23 protein-coding genes are annotated in these 23,527 nt (G+C 44.7%); 14 read left to right on the forward strand and 9 right to left on the reverse strand.

Annotation, left to right across the window (positions count from 1 at the left end):
- The 4 genes from V1499_RS11720 (at position 1) to V1499_RS11735 (ending at position 2,181) form a co-directional block, all read left to right on the forward strand.
- A complete protein-coding gene (locus V1499_RS11720) occupies positions 1-387 on the forward strand; it encodes a DUF2500 domain-containing protein (RefSeq protein ID WP_409270105.1) in 387 nt (128 codons plus the stop codon).
- Positions 388-581: 194 nt separating this feature from the next.
- Positions 582-728 carry a hypothetical protein gene (locus tag V1499_RS11725; RefSeq protein WP_409270106.1) on the forward strand — a complete coding sequence of 49 codons (147 nt, stop codon included), beginning with the start codon at positions 582-584 and terminating at the stop codon, positions 726-728.
- A gap of 77 nt (positions 729-805) precedes the next feature.
- Positions 806-1,138 carry a hypothetical protein gene (locus V1499_RS11730; RefSeq protein WP_409270107.1) on the forward strand — a complete coding sequence of 111 codons (333 nt, stop codon included), beginning with the start codon at positions 806-808 and terminating at the stop codon, positions 1,136-1,138.
- Between the two features lie 203 nt (positions 1,139-1,341).
- Positions 1,342-2,181, forward strand: a complete 840-nt coding sequence (locus tag V1499_RS11735; protein WP_409270108.1) for an STAS domain-containing protein — start codon at positions 1,342-1,344, stop codon at positions 2,179-2,181.
- 52 nt (positions 2,182-2,233) lie between these two features.
- Here V1499_RS11735 and V1499_RS11740 read toward each other — a convergent pair whose 3' ends face one another.
- On the reverse strand, positions 2,234-3,328 hold the full coding sequence (locus tag V1499_RS11740; RefSeq protein ID WP_409270109.1) for a DUF4236 domain-containing protein: 1,095 nt from the start codon (positions 3,326-3,328) through the stop codon (positions 2,234-2,236).
- A 97-nt stretch (positions 3,329-3,425) separates the two neighbouring features.
- Between V1499_RS11740 and V1499_RS11745 the strand changes: the two genes are divergently transcribed.
- From V1499_RS11745 to V1499_RS11760, 4 genes are all read left to right on the forward strand, one after another.
- A complete protein-coding gene (locus V1499_RS11745) occupies positions 3,426-3,872 on the forward strand; it encodes a VanZ family protein (protein WP_409270110.1) in 447 nt (148 codons plus the stop codon).
- 73 nt (positions 3,873-3,945) lie between these two features.
- Positions 3,946-4,293, forward strand: coding sequence for a PadR family transcriptional regulator (locus V1499_RS11750; protein WP_409270111.1), 348 nt, complete (start codon positions 3,946-3,948; stop codon positions 4,291-4,293).
- Positions 4,274-4,909 carry an HAAS signaling domain-containing protein gene (locus V1499_RS11755; protein WP_409270112.1) on the forward strand — a complete coding sequence of 212 codons (636 nt, stop codon included), beginning with the start codon at positions 4,274-4,276 and terminating at the stop codon, positions 4,907-4,909. The genes V1499_RS11750 and V1499_RS11755 overlap by 20 nt, the downstream gene beginning before the upstream one ends.
- Positions 4,910-4,978: 69 nt before the next feature.
- Positions 4,979-6,433 (forward strand): DUF4153 domain-containing protein, encoded by a 1,455-nt coding sequence (locus V1499_RS11760; RefSeq protein WP_409270113.1) that lies wholly within the window; start codon positions 4,979-4,981, stop codon positions 6,431-6,433.
- A gap of 389 nt (positions 6,434-6,822) precedes the next feature.
- Here V1499_RS11760 and V1499_RS11765 read toward each other — a convergent pair whose 3' ends face one another.
- Positions 6,823-7,491: a DUF975 family protein gene (locus tag V1499_RS11765; protein ID WP_409270114.1), complete on the reverse strand. Its 669-nt coding sequence runs from the start codon at positions 7,489-7,491 to the stop codon at positions 6,823-6,825.
- 152 nt (positions 7,492-7,643) lie between these two features.
- Complete coding sequence (locus tag V1499_RS11770) at positions 7,644-8,675, reverse strand: LLM class flavin-dependent oxidoreductase (protein ID WP_409270115.1); 1,032 nt, start codon at positions 8,673-8,675, stop codon at positions 7,644-7,646.
- Between the two features lie 170 nt (positions 8,676-8,845).
- On the opposite strand from V1499_RS11770, the gene V1499_RS11775 reads away from it, so the two are divergent.
- Positions 8,846-10,213 carry an aldehyde dehydrogenase gene (locus V1499_RS11775; RefSeq protein WP_409270116.1) on the forward strand — a complete coding sequence of 456 codons (1,368 nt, stop codon included), beginning with the start codon at positions 8,846-8,848 and terminating at the stop codon, positions 10,211-10,213.
- A 56-nt stretch (positions 10,214-10,269) separates the two neighbouring features.
- Here the strand turns inward: V1499_RS11775 and V1499_RS11780 are convergent, their stop codons facing one another.
- On the reverse strand, positions 10,270-10,788 hold the full coding sequence (locus tag V1499_RS11780; RefSeq protein WP_409270117.1) for a MerR family transcriptional regulator: 519 nt from the start codon (positions 10,786-10,788) through the stop codon (positions 10,270-10,272).
- A 42-nt stretch (positions 10,789-10,830) separates the two neighbouring features.
- A complete protein-coding gene (locus V1499_RS11785; RefSeq protein WP_409270118.1) occupies positions 10,831-11,778 on the reverse strand; it encodes a MerR family transcriptional regulator in 948 nt (315 codons plus the stop codon).
- Positions 11,779-12,121: 343 nt separating this feature from the next.
- Here V1499_RS11785 and V1499_RS11790 point away from each other — a divergent pair, with 343 nt between their 5' ends.
- Entirely contained in the window at positions 12,122-12,565 is a 444-nt protein-coding gene (locus V1499_RS11790) for a ferritin family protein (RefSeq protein ID WP_409270119.1), read from the forward strand.
- A 791-nt stretch (positions 12,566-13,356) separates the two neighbouring features.
- The gene (locus V1499_RS11795; protein WP_409270120.1) at positions 13,357-14,607 is read left to right on the forward strand and encodes an MFS transporter; all 1,251 of its coding nucleotides are present in this window, start codon (positions 13,357-13,359) and stop codon (positions 14,605-14,607) included.
- A 296-nt stretch (positions 14,608-14,903) separates the two neighbouring features.
- Here the strand turns inward: V1499_RS11795 and V1499_RS11800 are convergent, their stop codons facing one another.
- On the reverse strand, positions 14,904-15,059 hold the full coding sequence (locus V1499_RS11800) for a hypothetical protein (RefSeq protein WP_409270121.1): 156 nt from the start codon (positions 15,057-15,059) through the stop codon (positions 14,904-14,906).
- A gap of 675 nt (positions 15,060-15,734) precedes the next feature.
- On the opposite strand from V1499_RS11800, the gene V1499_RS11805 reads away from it, so the two are divergent.
- Positions 15,735-16,223 (forward strand): L,D-transpeptidase family protein, encoded by a 489-nt coding sequence (locus tag V1499_RS11805; RefSeq protein ID WP_409270122.1) that lies wholly within the window; start codon positions 15,735-15,737, stop codon positions 16,221-16,223.
- Positions 16,224-16,444: 221 nt separating this feature from the next.
- Positions 16,445-17,683: an ATP-binding protein gene (locus V1499_RS11810; RefSeq protein WP_409270123.1), complete on the forward strand. Its 1,239-nt coding sequence runs from the start codon at positions 16,445-16,447 to the stop codon at positions 17,681-17,683.
- Between the two features lie 257 nt (positions 17,684-17,940).
- Here the strand turns inward: V1499_RS11810 and V1499_RS11815 are convergent, their stop codons facing one another.
- Complete coding sequence (locus tag V1499_RS11815; RefSeq protein WP_409270124.1) at positions 17,941-19,290, reverse strand: alkaline phosphatase family protein; 1,350 nt, start codon at positions 19,288-19,290, stop codon at positions 17,941-17,943.
- 198 nt (positions 19,291-19,488) lie between these two features.
- On the opposite strand from V1499_RS11815, the gene V1499_RS11820 reads away from it, so the two are divergent.
- Positions 19,489-20,259, forward strand: coding sequence for a thermonuclease family protein (locus tag V1499_RS11820; protein ID WP_409270125.1), 771 nt, complete (start codon positions 19,489-19,491; stop codon positions 20,257-20,259).
- Between the two features lie 84 nt (positions 20,260-20,343).
- Here V1499_RS11820 and mntR read toward each other — a convergent pair whose 3' ends face one another.
- Positions 20,344-20,763 (reverse strand): transcriptional regulator MntR, encoded by a 420-nt coding sequence (gene mntR / locus V1499_RS11825; RefSeq protein WP_409270126.1) that lies wholly within the window; start codon positions 20,761-20,763, stop codon positions 20,344-20,346.
- 240 nt (positions 20,764-21,003) lie between these two features.
- Positions 21,004-22,848, reverse strand: coding sequence for a M6 family metalloprotease domain-containing protein (locus tag V1499_RS11830; RefSeq protein WP_409270127.1), 1,845 nt, complete (start codon positions 22,846-22,848; stop codon positions 21,004-21,006).
- Between the last annotated feature and the right edge of the window lie 679 nt (positions 22,849-23,527).

Below are 23,527 nucleotides of genomic sequence, written 5' to 3' on the forward strand. Positions count from 1 at the left end.
ATGGAGGGCTTTCCTGGGGATTCTTTTATGTTTAATATGGTTCCTGTTTTTGTCATGGTTATCTTCGTGGTTGTCATTGGACTCATTCTTTTTACGGTTATCAAAGGGGTTGGCGAATGGTCTAACAACAACAAACAGCCCCGTTTGAGTGCGAAGGGGGTCGTCGTTTCCAAGAGAACAGAGGTAAGCGGCGGCTCCGGCGATTCCTCCGCGTCGACGTGGTATTACGCCACATTTGAAGTCGAGAGCGGGGACAGAATGGAATTTGCAGTGAACGGGCAGGAATTTGGCCTGCTTGCGGAAGGTGATGCGGGAGAATTGACATTCCAGGGCACCCGCTATCATGGATTTACCCGCACCAATGCCTTTGCAGCGAAAGACTTATAATCCAGCCACAGAAAGCTGGAACCCTCCTATAAATCGACACTGCGAAATCGGATTTGGTTCCCATCAATAGTACTGGTAATTTTTAAAGCAATAAACTATACTGAAAAGTAGGAATATTAGAAAATAAACACGATCCTTGTATGCATGAACACATGGAATTTGTGGAAAAGTAAGCCGACAAGGAGGGAAAACAAATGGAATTGAAACCACTTCATTTTGACGGCAGCATTCATCCCGAGGGAAATGAGGAGAACCAGGCAATTTCACAGCCTTTCGTCCTCACGGAAGAAGCAAGGCTGAACATAGGGAAGAATCCTTACTCTCTTGACCAGGGCGAGTAACGCAAAACGCTTGGTTATTATGTTTGGTAAAGGCGGGCCATACAGGATTTGGGACAATATACGGGAGGTAAGAGTGAATGGAGAAGCATGAATTGATGAAAATTCTGGTGCTGATCGAATCTGTTTATCCTGAGTTTACGGTCAAAGACGAAACGGTTGAGAACTGGTTTGCTGTTTGCCGGGAAATGGATTATTCGCTGGTGATGAAAAAGCTTTCCGCCCATATCAGGAAAAGCCCTTATCCTCCATTGATGACCGAAATCGCGGTATACAATGAGGACGATTTAGTAAGCGGAAGGGAAGGCATGCTTTTGGAAGAAGAAGGATGGATTCAAATGAAGCATGACAGCCTTCTACCAAAAGAGCCGCCGCAAATGCCATGGCAGAACGAATATTTTGTAGGCTTATAAAAACAGGTTGAGAATAGCGCAAAAACCATCCAACGTGTTGCACCTGCCAATCAAATAACGGATTGAACACTTAAAGGCCTGCCTTCTCGCGGGCTTTTTCATATTGGGATTTAATTTTTATGGATAGAAGCAGCGTATGATTTTAGATATTCGATGATATTCTCTAAAATAGGAAAGACAAGGCAAAAATGGGGGGGAAATTCATGGCATTAAACAACGAATTATACGAATTTTTTATGAGCAAAACATGGCAGCTATCGGAAGACTGGTATGCAATGGTCGATGACAAAGATCCTTCTTCCGTTTATTCAACCAATAACCCTGACATCATAGCCGAACTGAAACGGCAGAACCAGGAATATTTCCTGCGCTTTTATAAGCTGTTTACGAAAGGCGAGGACCATCTACAAGGTGAATTCAGGAAATGGTCACAGGATTTGGCTGACGACGCCAAGCATTTGGAAACTCCATTGCATTATGTGATCCGGGAATACATGAACAGCCAGAAAGTAGCATTAAAATACATAAACCAATTCATTCAGCAAAACGAAGAACGCGTAAGCCTGGAGCAGGCGCTATTGTGGTACGAAACGACCATTAACGCATTCAATCTTTCAATCGCAATCTTTGTGGAAAGCTATTATAAAAAGACAATGCTTCGCCTGACCTCCCAAAACGATTTAATCAATGAGCTTAGTTCACCGGTCATCAAGCTCCAGGGAGATTCCGCCCTTTTACCGTTGATCGGGGATATTGATACGGCCCGAGCGAAAATCATCCTGGAAAACACCCTGGCACAGTGCGTCGAACAGGGCGTTTCAAGCTTATGCATCGACCTTTCCGGCGTTGTGATTATGGATACAATGGTCGCGAATGAGCTGTTTAACCTTATTAAGGCACTGAAATTGATCGGGGTCCGAACAACTTTATCCGGAATCCGCCCAGAAATCGCGCAAACGGCTGTCCAGCTCGGCCTTAAATTCGAAAATGTAGCCATCCTGCCATCGCTGACCCAGGCACTTGATGCAATAAAGCAGTACTAACCGATCACCAAAATGGCCCCAGCCGGCAGCAAGCGGCGGGGGCCAGTTGTTCTTAAGAAAGGATAGGCTCTACTTCCGCAAAACCCTTTGTTTTCCTGAACATCATTTCATGGGGGAAATTCGCCAGTGCCTCAGACGGGTCCACATTCGTGAAAAGAAGGCTATTCACTGTATCCCGATCGTATTTAACCGAAAGGACCAGGATTTTGTTCACATGTCCGGTTGCGGGATCAAGCTTGTCCTCGTAAGCATGTACAAAGATAAATTTGACTGGGAGGAGGGCGAACATATCCCGTGCAATCCTTAATGCGCAGCTGCAAACATAATCCTGGGTTAGGTCATAATATTTCGTCCTCGCCATTGCTTTTTCTGAAAGTTTTCCGGTCTTGGTAAGCGATAGTTCTTTTTCGGGAATCACGGTTTGCGCGTTTACATCAACAGAGACATGGATGGCTTCAGGGGTATCTGTCCCGAATTCAAAACTGCTTCCAAATTCGACAAGATCATCCAGCGGACCGAATTCTTCTATCACCTCAAAATAGGCATCGATATTGCCCTGATTGATCTGGTTTGCGATGGAAGTCATACGACGCCACTCTTTGTAGGATTCCATGTCCTCTTTTTTCGCCAATTCGACATTTGCCAAGAGCTCCCGCCGCTTTTTATCGGCCCTCATGAAAAGCCGGTCAAAAAAACCAGGCTCATACGAAGAAAGCCTTGCCCGGGCTGCTTTTTCCATTGGGCCGGGATTATTGCTATCAAAGTCTAGCTTCCTGCTAGCAACCTCTAGCCAATTGATAGGCTCATCGCATTCATGATGGATGGAGGTCAGCATCGCCAGTTTGTTTTCAATCAATTCCACCTGAAGGCGGGCATATTCCTGTTCCTGCAGCTTTCGGCTTTCCCGTTCGAGCCGCGCCAATTCGCTTCTCCTTCTATACGCCTCCGATTTATAGGCCCTGCCACCACTAGAGGATGAATAGGATAACCCGCTTCCGGGAATTCCGGCCGTTGACGTCCGTCTTCCGCTCGAATGCACCGAGTAGCGCAAACCACGGCCGCCAACGCTCACACCAACACCTGTTTTCCCAACCGTCATCCGAACCCCAGGCGCTATTTTGAAGCTCTTCCGAAACCTCAAACCCATTTTCCAACCCTCCCAAAAATTAACTCACATTTTAATTATCACATCGCCAGAAATCATTTACAATGTAAAAAGACGAACAGAAAGAGGGCGTAAACTAGTGAAGAAAATCCTTAAAGCACTTATCTGGGGCAGCTTTTCTTTTTACATAATCGTATTATTTTATCTCTTATTTTTTTCCGCCTATCGAACAGGAGTTAAGGGAATCGTTGATTACAACCTTATCCCTTTTCACACAATACGACGGTATTTTTCTTCCTGGGACGGTTTAAGGACCGGCCTGTTAACCGATGAATTTTTCGGAAACATCCTTGCATTCCTGCCGTTCGGATTTTTCATCCCCTTTCTTTTTGGAAAATTGGCCACACGGGCAAGGATTGGGGCTTGTTCGTTTTTGCTGTCCCTTTCCGTTGAAATCGCCCAGTTCGCTTTCAGGGTAGGCGCTTTCGATGTGGATGACCTGTTCCTCAATACATTGGGAGGGATACTTGGGTTTGGAGTTTACGCTTTGTTGAGAAGAGTTTTTCCAATGAGCAAAAAAATTTAAATATGACTTTACATTCAATGGGCATTCAGTGTAGTATTTCTATATACCTAACAAATCTAGGTAGGTGATAAAGATGTTCAATCGTGAACTTGTTAAAGGAAGCACCTCGCTTTTGCTCCTTCAGCTGCTTGCGGACAGGGATATGTACGGGTATGAGCTCGTCAAGGAACTCGAAGCTAGGAGCGGCAACGGTTTTACCGTGAAGGAGGGTACCCTTTACCCAGCGCTTCACAAGCTTGAAAAACAGGAATACATTCAGTGTTACTGGCAAGAGCAGGAAAAGGGTCCAGCCAGGAAATATTACCAGATTACGGAAGAGGGCAGGAATCTGCTGAAAGAAAAAACACGTGAATGGCAGGATTTTGTTCAAATGATGAACAAAATGATTGGGAGAACGGACCATGGAACAGCTGAAGAATGATTTTTTAAGCGAACTTGAACGAAGGCTGGGATCCTTCAAGGAAAAGGATTCCATCCTACTTGAGTACGAGTCGCATCTCGATGAAATGCTTGTCGAATTCATGTCTTCCAATGAAGGAGAAGCTAGGAGGCTCGTTTACAATAGGCTCGGGAGCCCTGAAGAAATTGCCGCCATGTGGAAAGAGGAACTCTCTGTCACGCCGAGTAATATGAAGTGGCTGTTCGTGCTCCTCAATGTCTTCATGTTTGCCGGCGGATCTGCTCTGACAGTAGCTCACAACGTTTTTGAATGGGAATGGCTCGGAGTTGTGTGGAGCTACCTGACATCTATACCGTTCATTATCGCATTTGTCTACATATTCTTTTGGGCGCTGCTTGGCTATGAGATCGGCCGTAGTTTCGGGCATAAGGGAAGGTCACTCGTCAAAAAAACCTTTTTGCTGGCGCTTATCCCAAATTTGACTCTGATGTTGCTGACGGTATCCGGAGCGATTCCACATGAGTGGTTCCATCCGCTATTGACCAAAGCCTTTATTACAGCTTGTATCGTCTTGACTGCCGCGCTGTATCCAATATGCCTATTTGCATACAAATGGGGACGCAGGGCATCGGTATAAGCTTTTTTTTGCACATCTACCTAGTAAATCTATATACAAAGAATGATTATGTATCAGGAGGGAAAAAACGTGGATATTAGAATGAGAAGAGAGGATTGGCTCTTTTTGGCGATTTGCCTTGGGGTCGGAATTTTAGGGGAGGAAGCTTTTACACGAGGGCAAATCGGGATATCGTATTTTGTTTTCATAGCGGCATTTTACTCGGCTTTCTTCTGGAGGTTTCGGGGTTTCCCATTCAGGCACCAGCGCCTGGGCTGGCTTGTGCTAGGGGTAATTTGGCTGCTGTCGGCAAGTTATTTCCTTTTTGATTCAGAGGTTTTTTACGGATTGAATATCTTTGCCATCCCAGCCCTTGTTGTGTTCCATATCGCCCTGATCACTGGGCCAAAACAAGCGCATTGGGCTCACCCTGTTTTCCTGGTCTATATCTTAAAAAGGATTGGCGCAAGCATTGCCTATAACACGGCTATAACACGATTGTTTGGAAGGCTTGCGCTTCGGAAATCAGGTGGGGGGAAAGGGGTTGTAGCGAAGAAAATCCTGATTGGCGCCGCCGTTTCCCTGCCTGTGCTCGCGGTTGTCCTGAACTTGCTGATTTCAGCGGATAGCCAATTCGAACGGATTTTATCAGGCTTTCCGGATTGGTTCAGTATTAGCGGCGAGACTGTCTTCCGGATTGTAGCTGCCTTGTTTTATACATTTGCGTTTTTCGGGTTCCTTCAGGTCAATTTAAAAAGAAGGCTGGAAATCCACCAGTTGAAAAATGGGGGGCCAGCAGGATTAGTCGATCCTGTTACGGCTCTGACTGTCCTTGTCATTCTTGATGCAGTGTATGTCCTGTTCGTCGCCGTCCAGTTCAAGTATTTTTTCAGCGGTACGCTTGGTGAAGGGTTTACTTACGCGGAGTACGCGCGCCGCGGATTTTTCGAACTTGTATTCGTTTCATTGATAAATTTGAGCGTCACTGTAGCTGTTCTTACTTTCTCAAAAAATGGGGGCCTCCGCCTTTGGAGAACGGTTCAGGGAGCGCTCTCGGTTCTTGTGCTAGCGACCGGCGTCATCCTGACATCTGCATTTATGAGGCTGATGATGTATGAAGAAGCATACGGTTTTACGTTTACAAGAGTGCTGGTCCATTCATTCATGATTTTCCTGCTCGTCATTTTTTGCTACACGTTCGCAAAAATCTGGCTCGCCAGGCTGTCGCTTCTGCATTTTTACTTCATTTCCGCGCTTGTTTTTTATACAGCGATTAACGTTGTCGGCATTGACCATATTGTGGTGGATCGAAACCTTGAAAGGTATGAGGAAACGGGAAAAATTGACCTCCGTTATTTGGCGTACATGTCCGACACCGGCACACTTGGTTTGGTAAAACTGTACCGCGAACAGCCAGAAACCCCTGGACTGAAGGAACTGCTTTTGGAAAAGAAACAATCCTTGCCGGAACAAGAACGCTGGCAATCTTTTAACCTGACAAGGGAAAAGGCGGAAGCAGCGTTGAAGCAGCTTGAGTTGGAGTAGTAAAGAGCAAGGTTGTGTGTTATGGGAAGGGGTAACTAGTGATTTAAGGCTATGAAAATTGAAGAAAAATAGTAGGCGTCTGACCCGGACTAGTTTCTTCTAAATAAAATAGCTAAAAATCACTAGTGAAATGATGCAAAAAGCCTTTTCATCGTGGATGAAGACACTTTCAACGGGAAAACCCATTCAAAACTGTCTTCATTAACCCGATGAAGACACTTTCAACGGAGAAACCTATTCAAAACTGTCCTCATTGCAGTTGAGAGAAGAATTAAATGTAAAATAATCTGAATGTGTCCACCGAATCAAGAGGGGACGTAAAAAGCGGCCACCAAACTGGAGGCCGCTTATTAGCTTCTTCAAATTCATACTCTTTTTAAATGAGGCAGCTACTCCAATGCTGCCGCCATTTGGGCGTCGCGGTTTTCAATCAGCCTCTGGTAGAACGAAGCAAGTGATGCGGTAATATAAGGAGCCAGCCAGATAAAGCCGATACCTAGCGTCAAAATACATAGCAAGCCCCAGCCGATGAAGCTAAGGTTCAGAAGGAAGTACTTGCCTTTGTACCCGTCCATCAGCTTTCTGCTTTGTGTGATCGCGTCATTGAGGACGATACCCGGATTGTCCTTAAGGATAAAGTATGTCTGCGAATAGGCGAGTCCTTTAATTATCCCCGGAATGATCAACAGCAGGGACCAAAGGACAGTATAAATGGTTACAAGTAAGTAAAGGCCGAGCATTTTGATATACATCATCCCGGAAAGATTGCTAAAAAGGCTTCCGATAGTCACTTCGCGGCCACGTCGCATATCCAGGAACACCCAATATAAGCTGAACAGTAACGGAGCAAATGCCAACGAAACTACAGTTGAAAGTCCGGCAGCAGCAGGAATCGATTCCTGATTGACCCAAGCTCCAAAGCCTCCGCTAGCGATTATTTCCGCCGCAATTGGGACAATCAAATAAATCGCATACGTTATAATCATCAGGAGAATCGCAATTCCCCACCGCCCTTTAAGTGAAGCGAGGGCGTCTTTTTTAATGTCTTTGATTCTCACTCTCTTTCCCCCTATAAAAATAATAATTATATTGACTAGTATATAGCAAAACGGATGGGTATTGGTGTGTGATTTTACTGTAAATTGACAAAAAAGGCTTACTACGAAGAAAATCCCGCCGAATTTTGGCGGGATTTATCGAAATTAATCCATCAATTTTCAGTTTGATTCAATTCCTTCATGATTTCAGCTGCTAGTTCAAACGATTTGAGCCGTTCCTGGTGGTCAAAGATTTGTGCGTTGATGATGACTTCATCTACCTCTGTTTCTTCTAGGAATGCGTGAAGCTTTTCTTTTACAGATTCCTTTGTGCCGGTTATCGTCGAGGAAAGCCTGCCTTCGAGAAGGGTTAGTTCATATGGGCTGGCGATTTCCTCAATGTTTTCCACTGGCGGCTGAAGTTTTACCGGACGGTTCCTGAGCAGGGAAAGGAATTGCTGCTGCATGGAGGTCGCAAGGAATTTGGCTTTTTCTTCTGAATCGGAAGCGATGATATTGACCCCCGCCATGCTGTAAGGTTCTTTCAGTACCTCTGAAGGCTGGAATGTTTGCCGATAAAGGTTTAAAGCGGCCAGGGTATTTTCAGGGGCGAAATGGCTGGCGAACGCGAATGGGAGTCCAAGCTTGCCAGCCAGTTGGGCGCTGAAGCCGCTTGATCCAAGCAGCCAGATTGGGACATCCAATCCTTCGCCCGGAATCGCCCGAACATGGATGACGCCTTCACGCCTTGAAGGATCGAAATATGCTCTTAGCTCTTCAACCTGGTTCGGGAAATCGTCCGCATTCATCCGCCAATCCCTCCTGAGTGCGGAGGCAGTGAGTTGGTCGGTTCCTGGCGCGCGACCAAGCCCAAGGTCAATCCGGCCGGGGAATAAGGATTCCAACGTACCGAAGTGCTCGGCAATCACCAAAGGAGAGTGATTTGGAAGCATGACGCCTCCGGAACCAACTCGAATCGTATCCGTATGGGCTGCGACCTGGCCAATTACAACGGCAGTCGCGGAGCTTGCGATGCCTGGCATATTATGGTGTTCGGCGAGCCAGTATCGGGTATAACCCCATTTTTCCGCATTTCTTGCGAGGTCGATTGTGTTCCGCAGTGAATCTGCTGCTGTGCTGCCCTCAACAATAGGGGAAAGGTCGAGGACAGAAAAGCGGACTTGCTTCTTATTATTTATCGTCATTAAAATCACTTCTTTCAATTATTGCTGTCAAAGTGATTGTAACAAGTAAAGGCTTATTGTCAAAACGGGTTGCTCTGCAATGATGGATATGAAATGCCGCAATCTTGCGCTTGCCAAAGGGAAACTTTACGATAGAAGCAACAGCGAGCAATACGAAGGGGGATTCCTCTATGAGTACATATTCAGGCTTGGTCGAGAGGCAGAAGGCATTTTTTTCAAAAGGAAAGACAAAGGATATCCATTTCAGGAAAGAGGCCCTGTCAAAACTACGCAGCTTGATAAAAAGGCATGAGCGAGAATTGATGGACGCATTGAAGCGGGATTTAAATAAAAGTGAATTTGAAGCCTATTTAACGGAAATTGGCGTCGTCCTAAGCGAATTGAATTTTACTGAAAAGCATCTAGGCAAATGGACCAAACCGCGCAAAGTGAAATCTACGGTTACCATGGCCGGATCTAAAAGCTATATTTATCCGGAACCATACGGTGTCGCCCTCATCATATCCCCTTGGAATTATCCCTTTCAGCTTGCCATTGCACCCCTGATTGGTGCGATTGCGGCAGGTAACTGTGCGATCCTAAAGCCTTCCGAACTTACGCCTGCAACGTCGGGGCTTTTGGCGGAAATGGTTGGGAAAACGTTCTCCGAAGACTACATCGCGGTTGTTGAAGGGGGCGCTGAAACAAGCCAAGGATTATTGGACTCCAATGTGGACTACATCTTTTTCACAGGAAGCGTACCTGTAGGAAAGATTATCATGGAGGCTGCGGCCAAAAACCTTACCCCTGTAACACTGGAACTTGGCGGGAAAAGCCCGTGCATCGTCCACAGTGACGCGAACCTTGAACTCGCCGCGAAACGGATCGCTTGGGGAAAGTACATCAATGCTGGACAAACTTGCGTCGCGCCTGATTATCTTTATGTGGAAAAATCGATAAAGGATAAGTTTATTCGCCTGCTTGGCGAGGCAGTTTCGACAATTTACGGTTTAGCGCCGCAAGAGGGGGATACCTTCACACGAATCGTCAGCAAACGCCATTTCGACAGGCTCGGCAGCTTCCTCACGAACGGAAGGGTTCTTTTTGGAGGAAGGCAAAACCCTGAACAACTTTTGATTGAACCAACCGCGATTGACAACGTCGACTGGGATTCGCCAGTCATGCAGGAGGAAGTTTTCGGGCCGATTTTGCCTGTGCTAGAGTACGATTCGCTTTCTGAAGTTGTGACAAAGGTAAATGACCGGGCGAAGCCCCTGGCGTTGTATCTTTTTTCCGAAAGCAAAGAGGTTCAGAAGGAGATTCTCGCGAAAATTTCCTTCGGCGGCGGCTGCATCAATGATACAGTCATGCATCTTGCTTCACCGTATCTTCCGTTTGGCGGGGTAGGGGAGAGCGGGATCGGAGCCTACCACGGAAAGGGCAGCTTCGATGTTTTTTCCCATGAAAAAAGCATCATGAAACAGACAACCAAATTCGATTTGCCCTTCCGCTACCAACATACGAAAGATGCCCTAAGGAAAATCAAATTGTTTTTATAATAGCCCCTATCTTTAAATTAAAGAAGGCGCACGGCTGTTGTGCGCCTTTTTAGAGATTAAAATCCAAAGAACATATTCATGAGTTTGCGTTTTTTCTTTCTTTTTCCAAGTGTGGCAGCATCCAGTCCAGGTGGTGCCGCGCTTTGAAGTTCCACTGTTGCAGCCGGCTGTTCCCATTTTTCAATGACAGCTGTAAGGATGGCCACCTGCGCTTGGAGTTCCTCGATTTCTTTTCGGTGCTGGAGGAGCTGATAGGCCGTAACCGAATCGGCTTTCGTATCTATCCGCCTTTCCAGGTCAGAAAACATAACAAGGATCTTGTCCATGTCAGGATGCACTTCAACGGCTTTGACATTACCTTTTCTCCATTGTTTTTCATTCACGGGTGCGATGTCCTGCAAAAGTGCGCCATTCTGAATTTGTTCACGGATGTTTTCAAGAAGGGCGATGTCTTCATCTTTAAAGGTATAGTGGCCGCGCTCATTCCGTTCCATCGGTAAATTCAGCTGTTTGACCCATCGTTGAATCGTGCTTGTAGACACTCCAAGAAGTTTGGCAACTTCGCTTGAATTCATTTTTATTCCCCCGTTTTGATAATGAGCTTTTTTAAAAAATCATCAATTCGTTTTTCTGCCCCAGAATTTCCACCATCTTTTCTCTTTTGAGGCGGCGGTGTCCCTAAAGCTTGAAACGATTTCTTGAAGCAATTCTTCCCGCCGGTCCATTTCCTGGCTATGTACCACCCGCTCCATATGCAAAGTTTCGAGATAAAATTCCCTGTCCTTGGCCATTGTTTCATTAAAGCTCTCCACTACGCTTTCTGTCACTAGATTGGCATCCGCCATCGACTTGATCAGGGCTTTCATTTCTTTGGACGACCGGTCCGCTTGTTGGGTCATCCTTTTGTGTAAGTTTGCGAACTGTTCGGAGCTTGCCTTCGAAACATTCGAAATGCTGTTGGAAAGGAAACGGGCTGTTTCGGAAGCTTGTTCCGAAGATCGCGCAACCTCTAAAGATAGCTCTTCAACTTCCGCTGCGACGCGTTCGCCGGATTTATAAATGGAATCGGATAAGGTTTTTACTGTGTGAAAAGATCCTTTCGATACCTCCTTTTTAACTTCCTCAATTAGTTCCTTTCGAATCGTGCCTCTGATTTCTTCTCTGACTCCAGCAAGGAAATCCTGCTTGTACACCTCCATTGCGGCGAAAAATGCTTCCATATCTAATGTTGGCGATGAAGGTTCGGAAGGGACTGGCTTTGTTTCCCCAACTACCGTAATTGGTGCTGCGAGCGTTTCGGAAGTAGCCTCCGAACTCTGCCTGAAATGTTCCAGAATTAATTCCCTGATCATTTCCTTGCCAAGGTTTTTCTCGCGCATTTGTTTGATTTTTACTAAAAGGCTAATCTCCGAATCTGTGTAAAAACGTGAGCCCTGCCTTGTACGCGGAATCGTTAGCAGCCCATTGAAGTCGCGTTCCCACTGGCGGAGCGTACCTTGGGGAACATTGATAAGCCTGGAAACCTCCTGGATTGTATATGCCTTCATGATTTGTCCTTCTTTCATCTGCACGCATCCTCTCTTCTGAAAATGTCATTCAAAGCTTAAAAAAATTGGTAATTTATAAATTTAGCTGAAAAAGGGGCGTATTCCTGCATCATGACAAAAGCTATCAAAACTAGTGGGATTCTGAGCAATTCAAACAAAGGCTAAAGAATTTGCCATCTTGGCACGAAAAAGCTTTGGGGAAAAATACTGTTCCCGACATACAGACAAATTTTTCAGGATATCCGAAAAAGGAACGGTCCTAAGAACGATTAGATTGCTGCACCATGGGATTACCACCCCGTAATGTTAGCATTACTCACCAGCTTCCCAGTCCGCCCATATATTAAAGGAAGGAGGAGGGATGAGAGTGTACCCAAATTATTATGAGAATGATTTTTATAGGCAGCAGGAGAAGCTTGCGTCCGATATATTGCGGGCAATCAATGGGGAATATTCCGCAATCCAGTGCTATGAGCGGATTGCGAGGCTTGCGCCAAATGAACGGGTACGCAGGCAAATTAGGGAAATTAGGGAGGATGAGCAGAGGCATTACAACGAGTTTGTCAGGATTTATACACGCATGACCGGAGGGCAGCCAAATGTCCAGGCAATCGAAGGCTGTCCATCAACCTATCGTGAAGGCCTCGATTTTGCGTTCCATGATGAGCAGGAGACGGTTGATTTCTATCACCGAATAGCGCTGGAAACAACATCCCCAGATGTTCGGGAGGCTTTCCGGAACGCTGCCGCTGATGAGCAAAACCACGCTGTCTGGTTTTTGTATTTCATGACGGCCGGCCGCTGAGATAAAACATTAACCGTACAAAACCTATCCAAAAAACTCTTTAATGCCACTCCTGGCAGGGAAAAGGATTTGTAATCGCAGACAGGCCAAAATGGATAACTCTATGGCCTGTTTGTTTTTAGTCAACAAATGTTTCATGCACCAGAAGGAAATCTTTTGTATGTCATACCGAAAACCACAAACCCGGACGCGGTAAAGAAAAATGGTACTTCAAACCTTGAAAAATTATCAAGAAAAAATAGCCCAGTTGGTCGTGCTAGAAAATGTGTAGATGATTACAACAGCCGTAATACCAAAAAATTCAACAAAATCAATCGCATAATTTCTTCCCATGATTTATTTCCTCAAGTCCTGTCACGTTATATAATCCAGTACTGCCAAAGTGAAAACATTATAATACTTGCTATACTTAAGGAATTTCCCTCATTAATGGGAAATAAGATCCCCTCCTCATGAATCCAAGCTGGGATAAACAGCCCGTAAAAGCCTGATTGATGATTCACTTTATCCGCTCGTCTTTAACCAAAATTTAACAAACAGAAGAGCATTGGCCCTATTGATATTTAAGGGATAAAAAGGTAATATGTTGATACTAAAGCGAGAAAGGGTGGCCTGGGGCGATGATGATATAATCCTATTTCAGAAAAACGCTCGCAGTTAAATTTGAGACAAACACATTTTTCTGGATGGGATAGGTATTGCCTTTAGGTGAAATAGAATTGCGGGGGGACCCTATTTTCTTTTTGCCCAAATGATAGCCTTCTGTCCAGAAAGGGATAGGGGGATTTTTTATGTCCGAGATAACTGGAAATGAAAAACTGGGAATGGGGGCATTGTTCCGTAACCAGGTAATTAGGACAATATTGATGTCTATGCTGTTCTTGCAAATTGGAATTTGGGTTAGGAACTATTCCATTCTTTTATTTGTAATTGAAAAGACCGATAGCGACCCGATTGCGGTATCGCTTATTTCAGTTGCTGAGTTTGCACCAATCTTTTTATTTTCAATCATAGGCGGAACATTTGCCGACAGGTGGCGGCCAAAGAAGACCATGATTTGGTGTGACATATTAAGTGCAGTGTCTGTATTTATCGTGATGCTGACGTTGTTTTTTGGCAGTTGGAAAGTGGTTTTCTTTGCAACGTTGGTATCTTCAATCCTTTCACAATTTTCACAGCCGTCCGGCATGAAGTTGTTTAAACTGCATGTTCCTGCAGAACTTGTCCAGATGGGGATGTCCATGTACCAAACCCTTTTTGCTTTCTTTTTAATTTTGGGACCGGTTTTGGGCACATTTGTCTATCAGCATTTTGGGATCCTGGCAGCGATTGCCATCATGGGGGTTGCGTTTATTTGCTCGGCAGCTGTCCTGCTAATGCTTCCGGCGGATCCGGCTTTAACAGAAGAAAAGCAGAAGACTACATTGGTAGACGAAATGAAGGCAGGTTTCCGTTATGTTTGGAAACGCAAGGCCTTAACCTTGCTTGGTGGTTGTTTTGCTGTATCAGGGCTGGCTATCGGTTTGACGCAGCCGCTGGGTGTATTCCTGATCACGGAGAGGCTTGGGCTTCCTAAAGAAAATTTACAATGGCTGATGGCTGCATTTGGAGTCGGTATGATTCTTGGTGGAGGCATCACAGTAGCAATTGCCCGAAAGATACAGCCACAGGTTCTTCTTGCCATAGGGATGGCAGCAAGTGCCGTTGGTTTCATTGGAATGGGCATATCGACAGCACTCTGGCTGACCCTTGCAGCACAGTTTTTTTCAGGTTTATTCATGCCATGCATTCAAATAGGAATCAACACAATGATTTTGCAAAACACAGAGGAATCGTTCATTGGAAGAGTGAATGGATTATTAAATCCGATTTTCATGGGTGCTACGGTCCTGACAATGTCGATTGCAGGCTGGCTAAAGACACATTTATCAATCGTTTACATCTACGAAACATCGGCGATTCTTCTCATTATTGGTATTATCGTCCTGCTGCCTTTATTGAAAAAGAATCCGGGCAGCATTGGACTTAAGGAAGGACTATAAAATAAGGTGGCGTACAGCAAATTTTCCGCAGGCTTGTGAATGATATTAATTTGCAAGATTGCTAAAGTGGATGGAGGGCAGTGATTTGGGCTGGCTTGGAGATGTCAAGGTAAAGTATGAAGATGCCAACGATAGATTAGGGATGGGTTATATAAAACAGTAAAAATTTCTTCCCCTTTGGAAAAAGGTTTTGTTAACGCAACAAATTGTTGATACTTTGAAGATTAGAGCGGAAATCAACATAGTCTTGAAAAAATAGACCCCTGCCGATTGGCAGGGGTCTGATTACTGTAAACTTATTCCTCCGAATCTTCTTCGTTTCCGGATTCTTCAGTGTCAGGATCTTCTGATTCTGTATCATCATTGCTGCAACCTGTGGCAATACCCGTTAACATGAAAGCTGCCAAGAACGCTAATAGCCCTTTTTTCATTCCTTTTATATCTTTCATCATTTTCCTTTGCCTCCTTAATAGTTGCGAGATTGACTTACAGGCCTATCATACAGTAGAAAGAACTTTAAAACAGTTAAATTAACAATTCTTTACAATAGTAGACGGCAAATGTTAAATTCTTCACCCTGGATTAACAAAATTTACTCAATATTAGTTGTACTTAATATAGAAGAAAGGGAGGGTGACATATTTAGCTGAAATCCTCTTTGCGTTTATTTTTCTTACGGGTATATATTATCTTGAATCCTATTTTCTTAAACTAAAAAAGGTGGCAGACCTCTCAGACAAGGCGCTTTTCCAGTAAATGATGAGTAACATTCAATTATTCTATTTGCACCTGAATGGAAAGAGATGAAGCCGTATCGAAAAGGTCCAGAGCCTATAGGCTTGCAAAATGGGGAACCATTTTAATTCTGCTCGTAATGGCAGCCTTGATTGTAATTGCAATTTCCACTTATTGTTGAACTCATGTCTTTTTAACGTTGTATATATTTTTTTCTTCTGCATTAGTACCATTAATCAGTCGCCTCCACGCTATTGAAATAGCCCTTTTTTATAAGGAAAACGGTGCTATTTTTAATGTATTTCCAAGCCATATGATCCTTGGGACATAGCGTAGAGCAGGCAACTGCCCGGGTATACATGAATAGGATATGAAAAAAAGGCGTGAAACAAATGGTGCATATAGTTAAACCGGGCGAAACGCTTGCTATCATTGCGATGAACTACAGAGTCAGCCTCCGCAGGCTCCAAAGGGCCAATCCAGGAGTCACGGCAGTTAAGCCTGGACAAAGGATCACGATTCCAAGCCTGCCAAATCCCAATTCGACTCCTTACCATATTGATATTTCGGTAAAAAAGAGGACTCTGGCCCTCTTTAAAGACGGAAGGTTCGTGAAAGTTTATCCGATAGCGGTCGGGAAAATGCTGACTGCAACGCCGACAGGGGAGTTTGTCATTGTAAACAGACAGCCAAATCCGGGCGGCCCGTTCGGCGTCATGTGGCTGTCGTTATCGCGGGCGGGGTATGGAATTCATGGCACAAACCGGCCTTCTTCGATAGGGAAGGCTGTCTCACATGGCTGCGTGAGGATGCACAATAAGGATGTTCTCGAACTTGCATCACTCGTCCCAAATGGAACAAGGGTCATCATCCGGAACTGACTCCGGATGTTGGCCCTTTCCTTTTTAAAAAATCCCCACATGAAACGAATTCTATCAACAATCAGAAAATTGTTTCTCTATTTTTTACCATTTTCTGAAAAATTTAGAGGATTCCCGTCCATATTGTCGAATGTAAAGGGGGAAGACCTAACGCTTTTTAAAATTGGCCCTCTTAATTAAACCTTTATACGTTGTTTAACCTTTCATGGCGGGGTGCTTTCATGAAGATTGTCGGACGGATAACGATGGTGATCCTGTCGCTTGGTTTGCTATTGTTTGATAAGTTTTACTATGGGGAAGATTTTTTCAGGCTCCACACCCTTTTCTTCCTTGTGATGGCGTTTGTTGTTGGGTGGCAATACGACAGGCGGTCTTATTATGTGAAAAAAACTCAGGAGAGCGAGGACAGTTACAAGCGTTTAATCGAATCGTTGCCGGAAGCCGTCATCATCCACAGGGGTTATCAGGTCCTTTATGTCAATGAGGCAGCGGTTAAAATGATGCGGGCTGAAAATAAGCGGCAACTCATTGGCCTGAATATTTTTGAATACACCGATTCCCAATATATTGACCGAGTAAAAGAAAGAATCAACCTCGCCGAGCAGGAACAAAGGCCACTCTCTATCATGGAATACAAGGTAAAGCGGCTGGACGGGGAATCCTTCTTTTTTGAAGCGTCCTCAATGGCGATAACATATGGGGGAAAGGATTGCCATTTAACACTTGGGAAAGATATTACGAACCGCAAGAAGGAGACAGACCGGCTCCTACAGAAATCAGAAAAGCTTGCTCTCCTTGGCCAAATGGCAGCCGGAATCGCACATGAAATCCGGAATCCGTTAACTTCTATTAAAGGGTTCATTCAGCTTTTCAAAGCCGAAAACGATAAAAAAGAATATTACGATATCGTGCTTACGGAACTGGATAGAATAAACAGCATCGTCAGCGAATTTCTTTTGCTTGCAAAACCGACAGCCGCTGTTTTTCGGGAAGGCAATCTCGTCCAGATTTTACGGGACGTTGTCACGTTAATTAATACGCAAACCGCTTTGAATAATGTTCTAATCACAACCGCTGTAGGGCCAAACATTCCACCTATCATTTGCGAAGAGAATCAATTAAAGCAGGTCTTTATCAATCTTTTAAAAAATTCTATTGAAGCCATGCCTGAAGGCGGAAATATTTATATCAGTGTCCAGAAATCCCAGCCGGAGGAAGTGTTTGTAAAAATAGTGGATGAAGGAGTCGGAATCCCGGAGGAAAGAATGAAAACGATTGGAGAGCCATTTTACACGACTAAGGAAAAGGGGACTGGGCTCGGGCTTATGACCTGTTTCAAAATCATTGAAAGCCACAATGGAAAACTCATTTTTTCAAGTAAGGTAGGAGTCGGGACTTCTACTATGATCGTCTTGCCGGCCATGACGAGGTCGCACCTTAAGAAGGAAATAGAGGAGTAGGGGATAAAGGATAGTAATGATAGAAGGGTTGACTGGAGCCTTATTCACTTTAAAAATATACAAAGAAACCCCTTCAGAAAACGGCCCGGGGGAGTTGGGCGTTTCCTGAGAAGGGGTTTTTCCTATTATTGACACTTCCTGAAATTTTTATGCAGTGTGATTGGCGATTCTTTTACTTGGCAACTGTTTTGCAGATGAACGGAACGATCCAGCGGTCAAGGCCATAACGGCCGGCGTTATAACGAAGCCTTTAAAGCTCAGGAATTGATAAATGATTTATTATGTTTAACGTTGCCAGGTGCCAATTCAAGTATTTCTTCCAAAATCCGGCCATCCGTATCGCCGAGGCTTACGCCTAACAGCCTTGCAAACGTTGGCCCCTCGTCAATAAGCTTCATCGAAGGAATGCGGACCCCATCAAGGACTCCCTTGCCCTTAGCAAAAAAGACTGTGCTGTAGTTTTCCTTGAACGGAGAATAGCCGTGGCACGAAAACGAAAAGTTTTTATTCAAAACAGACTCTTTGGTGACATCCTCAAGGAACATTCCTTCGTGATTATCCTCAAAATAAAACCCTTTTATTGCCTCCAGCATGAAATCAGCGTTTTCGTCAGCACCCATTCGCTTAACTTCATGGCTAGAGTAGACTTTTTCAATTCCGTTCCGTTTATCGGAAAGGATGAAGTCAATCAGGTTTTTAACTGCTCTCTTCGTTTCGGTATCCGCTGGGTTATTTACATACAAATAGGCGGAACCGTCACAGCTTTTGCAGTAAGCTTTCCAGCCGGTTATTTTTCCGGTTATGTCTGTTTTGATCAAACCCTTTTCCTTTAAAAGCACATTCATCTTTATCGCTTTCGATACATCCAGAGCGCTGTGGTCACCTAGTATAACGACCGTAGAGGAATCGGACAATCCCGCTTCCTTGATAGCCCGTAACACCCTTCCAAGCCTTTTGTCATGGCGTTTTAGCGCGGCATTCGCTTCTTTTGATGAAAAGCCGTGATGATGGCGCTGTGAATCTAGGTCAACAAAATGGACGAGCATTAACCCAGGCTTTTTAGCCTTGATTGTATAAATAGTGGATTCAAGGACAAAGTCGTCAAGCTCTGGTTGCCTGATTCCTCGGCGGATTTTACCGAAACGGGCTTCCATTTCCAGTTGATAAAGGGGAGAGCCGTTAAAAAGGGAGACCATCACTTGATTTTGCCAAGGCCTGTTTGCGAAAATCTCTGGCATATTGTAGTCGATTTTCGCTTTGGCAGTTACGGGCCAAAGGAGAGCGGCTGTTTTCATCCCGGCTTTTTTCGCTTCATCATACAGTGTTGTCCCGTTAATTGTGCGCCGATGCCAGTACCAGTCGGGGGAAGTCCTTCCCGGCTGAATGAAGGTGTTGTTCACGACGCCATGCATACTCGGGTAGTTACCCGTAATAATTGAAGTATGGGAAGGATACGTAACAGACGGATAAATGGTTTGGACATTGGTACAATATGAGCTACCGTCAATGAATGACTTGAAATTTGGAAGTTTTAACAGCGCCGGGACATCGAGTGAAGAAAGGCAATCAAATGATAGAACGATAAGGTGATTGGTTAGCCGGTTCATAACATCCTCCGTAAAAGAGTATGGTATATTGAAAGAAAAGTGGTACGTAAAAACATAGTGGATCGTCTTCAAAAATATCGGACGCACCTTTTCCTGAATTTTACCACAATGAAGAATAGATTGCGTCATGCTAATAGGGTAAAAAGAGCAGCCTTTCAAAAGCGAAATAGGTGTTTCTTAGAAGAAGGTGGAGGGATTATGGCATCAAAAGGTTGGAAATGGCTTTTTGTGGCATTGTTGTCTTTATTGGTCGCGACAGGATGCTCTCTTTCTTTGAAAACCGAGGGCACTGAAACAGGAAAAGTTCCAGCCAAAATAAAATCGGCTAAAGGTCTTTATAAAGCAAAGGTAATTAGAAACATAGACGGGGACACAATTGTCATTTCGCTGAAAGGAACGGAAGAAACGGTGCGGCTTCTTTGCGTGGACACGCCGGAAACGCAGCATCCCCGCGTCGGTGTCCAGCCGTTCGGGCCGGAAGCATCAGATTTCGCAAAAAAAGTTCTCCATAAAGGAAAGGAAATCGAGGTTGAGCCAGGAATTAACTGGGGAAGGGACAAATATGGAAGGCTCCTTGCCTATGTGTATGTGGACGGCAAAATGTTCAATGAACTCCTGCTTGAAAAAGGCCTTGCCCGGGTAGCGTATGTGTATCCGCCAAATACAAAATATGTAGACCGTTTTTATAAAATACAGGATCAGGCGAAAAAGAAAGCCGTTGGTATTTGGTCCATTGAAAATTATGCGACAGAAGAAGGATACCAGTCGGACATCTCGGGTAAGGGAACAAACCGCGGGGAAGCATACAAAATCCAGGAAAAATGTGAAGGAAAAGTAAAGGGGAATGCAAACTCAAAAATTTATCATGTTCCCGGCGGCGCTTATTATGAATCGAACATTAAGGAAATTGTCTGGTTTTGCAAGGAAACTGATGCCCGGAAGGCAGGGTACCGGAAGTCGAAAAGGTGATGTTGATACCTTTTTAGAAGGAGCATATAAAAATCTTTAAATTTGAAAGAAAGGAAGCGTCCGCTACAACGGATGCTTCCTTTTTTAAAGTTCGTTTTTTTCCTGAAGTTCTTTCAGCCTGTCTGTAAGGGTTGGATCGTCCTGGAGAAGCTGGACTAGGTCGCCAATCCGGTCGATTGCATTCCAGCTTAAATGATGCTCGATTCCTTCTACATCTTCGTATATATTTTCCTCATCTACGCCAATGAGGGTTAAAAATTGCTCAAGCAAATCATGCCGGTAAACAAGGCGCTTGCCGATTTTACGTCCTTTAGGAGTCAGCGCCAGCCCGCGGTATTTTTCATAAACAAGATAGTCATCCTTATCGAGCTTTTGGACCATTTTTGTAACAGCGGAAGGCTGGACAGATAAATTGACAGCAATATCCGAAACCCGGGCATAGCCTTTTTGTTCAATTAGCAAATAAATTTGTTCAATATAATCTTCCATGCTCGGTGTCGGCATTTTCTTCCCACTTTCATCCTATACTATCTACTATTATATAAGACTGTGACGGGGCTTACAAGATATCGAACTATTCTGCTGGGATGTGCTGGAGTCCGGCGGGGAGGGGGGAACTATTAATAGCGAAGGTGCGTGCACAGGATCGTATTGAATGGCCACAACTAGGTTTTACCGAAAACGATGGACCTTTATTTTTGTAAAAAAACCGGGTCCCAAAAATCGGGCCCGGCTTCGTTGATATTACTTTTTGGAGCTGTTGAAATTATAGAAGAACTTGGCTGTGATGGAACCGTCCTTGTTTTCCTTAATGTCCGTTACATGGATTCCGGAATCTGCTGGCGTGTCGCTGTAGCCTTTCCAGAAGTAATAGGAACCAGTATGGACATTCCCGCTAACCGGGGTCAGCTTGTTGCCCGACTTGAAGAAGTCGCCGGCATTTCCGCGGTTCATGTTCTTCTCTAGCTCATATAGGCCGTCCTTTTGGAGGACAGATAGGCCGTAATGGGTAACGACAGTGCCATCGCTGGCCGTCTGGGATTGGTTGTACTGGAATCGCTTGTTCATCCAGTTTTCCACATTGTTAGGGCGGAACCCGGCCGTTTGATACAGGCTGATGACATTTTCGTCAACATGCCATGCCAAGAGGCCTTTGGAATCTTTGCCCTGGCGGATTAAGCCTTGGTTAAAGCCCTGCTGCTGGACGTTTTCAAATAGGAAATACTCTGTTCCATTCGAGCCCGGAACCTCCATTTTCACAATTGCATTTTTTGCGTTTGCGGCATTGACTGGAGGAAGGGTAATTGTTTTCACGCCATCCTGAGGTTTTACCTCAACTGGTTCAACCCATCCAAGGAAGATCTTTGAGAACGGGTCGAAATGGGTAGGCGAGTTGCCTGAGAATGGAGCGGCATCAGGGAAACGCATCCAGGAACCGCCGGCCATCATCGAATAGTTTCCTACACCTTCAGAAGAATAAACTGTGTCATAGAAATCCGGCAAACCTAGCGCATGGCCGAACTCATGGGCATAAACTCCTGTTTGGGCAGGGAATGGGCCAGATATTAATTCTTCTTTATAGGTGTCAGTTGCTGCATCATAACCCGCAACGTTTCCGCCAATTCCAGGCTGCATGTTGTAGTTGTTTACAATCACGCCATCGTAAGTCATGTCTTTAGCAATCGTTTTGTTCATCCAGTCGGACTGCTTCATGCCAGCATGGACATCAGCAGGTTTGCCAGTTTCATAGTATTTTCCGTAATAAAGAGCGCTCAGCAAGTTCCATTTGTGGGACCACCATTGAGCAGGGTCTCGGCTGAATTCCGCGCCGGTTCCTTCATGGACGATGAACACATTCGGCACTTCGCCGTTTTCATCGGCATACTTTGAAAAGTCGATTTGGTCATCAGCTGCCTTCAGCAGGTCGCGGACGAATTCACCCGTGTGCGCATCACCGTTCACGTTTCCGAGCACATATGTACCATTTTCGGCATATTTTCCTTCCTGATCAAGATAGTAGGAAGCACCCTTTGGCATTTCAACCCATTCAAAGTGGGCATCCTCAAGGTGGACAAGATTGGTTTTGCCATAAGAGGACTCTTTATACGCATTTTGCATTGTTCTGTCAGTCGGCGCCTTGACCCCGTTGACTTCCGCATACTGCTTGAATTGCGGTAATTCATAAGGATTGTATTCCGTACCAAAAATTAGATCCTCGTAATAATGTGCCGGTACTTGTCCAGGCATGTCCCCGACCGGTTCATCTCCATCCGGATATTTGGCTAGGAGTACGAGCACCGGAATATCTCCAGACGCTTTTTTGTAGGCAACATGATTGTTGCCTGCCTGCTTGAACTTGGCGCCAGTTTTATCTGCGAATTTTTCGGCAGGATCAGCTTTGGAAAGGTCGATGCCAAGCTCTTTAGCCTTGTCGGCCAATTCAGGAGCGGCACTAATATAATTCGCAAGGCTTAGGTCATAAGACGCCTTCGCTTTTGCTTCAGGCCCAGCCTGGGTTTGTACGCCGGCAAAGCCGATGCTTCCGGCTAAAACAAGCGCAATTGCAGATTTAGAAAGAACTTTTAACAACTATCACCACTCCTTTAAGAATTTACTATTCTAATATATCAGAATAATTCGCTAATTTGAACGAGACTTTCTAATCAAATTTCACCCATATAAAACACACGAATTGAATAATAACGTAAAAAATCAATGCGAAAGACGGATGGCTTTTAAAAAAAACGAAGACTTTAGGACTGGTTTCGAGGAGAAGTAAATAGACTACGCGCGGAAAATGTTTTTAGGGAAACGAAATAAATACGAGTGGAGAGATGAAATAGTTGGCCTCGAGTGATTCCATTAAAATGTTATCAACTAAAATGGGAAAATTTACGGGCATTATGGGGTTATGAATTTCCGCCAACGAAAAAAGGCGCAAACATAAATGTTCGCGCCTTTTTTCTGTCCCGTTCAAGCAGGACCTACCATACCATTTGTCCCGAAATATCAGGACTTACCAGACTTTAGCGAAGTTACGAATTGCACGGGGTCGAATCGATCTTAAATATATCGATTATAGACGAGCGTGCCTTTCGACAGCTCTGCAAATGTTCCTTCACCACTTGCAAGCCCAAAAAACTGAGTCGCTGTTACCATTGCGTATTGCAATTTAACCAGTCCCTCCTGTGTTGTTTTGGTCTTGCATTATCTATATACCTCGTACTAAAAAGAATAAACGGAAAAAACCAAAAAATGAATTACCAAA

Source organism: Neobacillus oceani (assembly GCF_046237595.1).
Lineage (GTDB): Bacteria > Bacillota > Bacilli > Bacillales > Cytobacillaceae > Bacillus_D > Bacillus_D oceani.

Coding starts and splice junctions, on each gene's coding strand:
- V1499_RS11720 (WP_409270105.1), top strand. CDS start 1: ATGGAGGGCTTTCCTGGGGATTCTTTTATGTTTAATATGGTTCCTGTT.
- V1499_RS11725 (WP_409270106.1), top strand. CDS start 582: ATGGAATTGAAACCACTTCATTTTGACGGCAGCATTCATCCCGAGGGA.
- V1499_RS11730 (WP_409270107.1), top strand. CDS start 806: ATGGAGAAGCATGAATTGATGAAAATTCTGGTGCTGATCGAATCTGTT.
- V1499_RS11735 (WP_409270108.1), top strand. CDS start 1,342: ATGGCATTAAACAACGAATTATACGAATTTTTTATGAGCAAAACATGG.
- V1499_RS11740 (WP_409270109.1), bottom strand. CDS start 3,328: ATGGGTTTGAGGTTTCGGAAGAGCTTCAAAATAGCGCCTGGGGTTCGG.
- V1499_RS11750 (WP_409270111.1), top strand. CDS start 3,946: ATGTTCAATCGTGAACTTGTTAAAGGAAGCACCTCGCTTTTGCTCCTT.
- V1499_RS11755 (WP_409270112.1), top strand. CDS start 4,274: ATGGAACAGCTGAAGAATGATTTTTTAAGCGAACTTGAACGAAGGCTG.
- V1499_RS11770 (WP_409270115.1), bottom strand. CDS start 8,675: ATGACGATAAATAATAAGAAGCAAGTCCGCTTTTCTGTCCTCGACCTT.
- V1499_RS11775 (WP_409270116.1), top strand. CDS start 8,846: ATGAGTACATATTCAGGCTTGGTCGAGAGGCAGAAGGCATTTTTTTCA.
- V1499_RS11780 (WP_409270117.1), bottom strand. CDS start 10,788: ATGAATTCAAGCGAAGTTGCCAAACTTCTTGGAGTGTCTACAAGCACG.
- V1499_RS11785 (WP_409270118.1), bottom strand. CDS start 11,778: ATGAAAGAAGGACAAATCATGAAGGCATATACAATCCAGGAGGTTTCC.
- V1499_RS11790 (WP_409270119.1), top strand. CDS start 12,122: ATGAGAGTGTACCCAAATTATTATGAGAATGATTTTTATAGGCAGCAG.
- V1499_RS11795 (WP_409270120.1), top strand. CDS start 13,357: ATGTCCGAGATAACTGGAAATGAAAAACTGGGAATGGGGGCATTGTTC.
- V1499_RS11800 (WP_409270121.1), bottom strand. CDS start 15,059: ATGATGAAAGATATAAAAGGAATGAAAAAAGGGCTATTAGCGTTCTTG.
- V1499_RS11805 (WP_409270122.1), top strand. CDS start 15,735: ATGGTGCATATAGTTAAACCGGGCGAAACGCTTGCTATCATTGCGATG.
- V1499_RS11810 (WP_409270123.1), top strand. CDS start 16,445: ATGAAGATTGTCGGACGGATAACGATGGTGATCCTGTCGCTTGGTTTG.
- V1499_RS11815 (WP_409270124.1), bottom strand. CDS start 19,290: ATGAACCGGCTAACCAATCACCTTATCGTTCTATCATTTGATTGCCTT.
- V1499_RS11820 (WP_409270125.1), top strand. CDS start 19,489: ATGGCATCAAAAGGTTGGAAATGGCTTTTTGTGGCATTGTTGTCTTTA.
- mntR (WP_409270126.1), bottom strand. CDS start 20,763: ATGCCGACACCGAGCATGGAAGATTATATTGAACAAATTTATTTGCTA.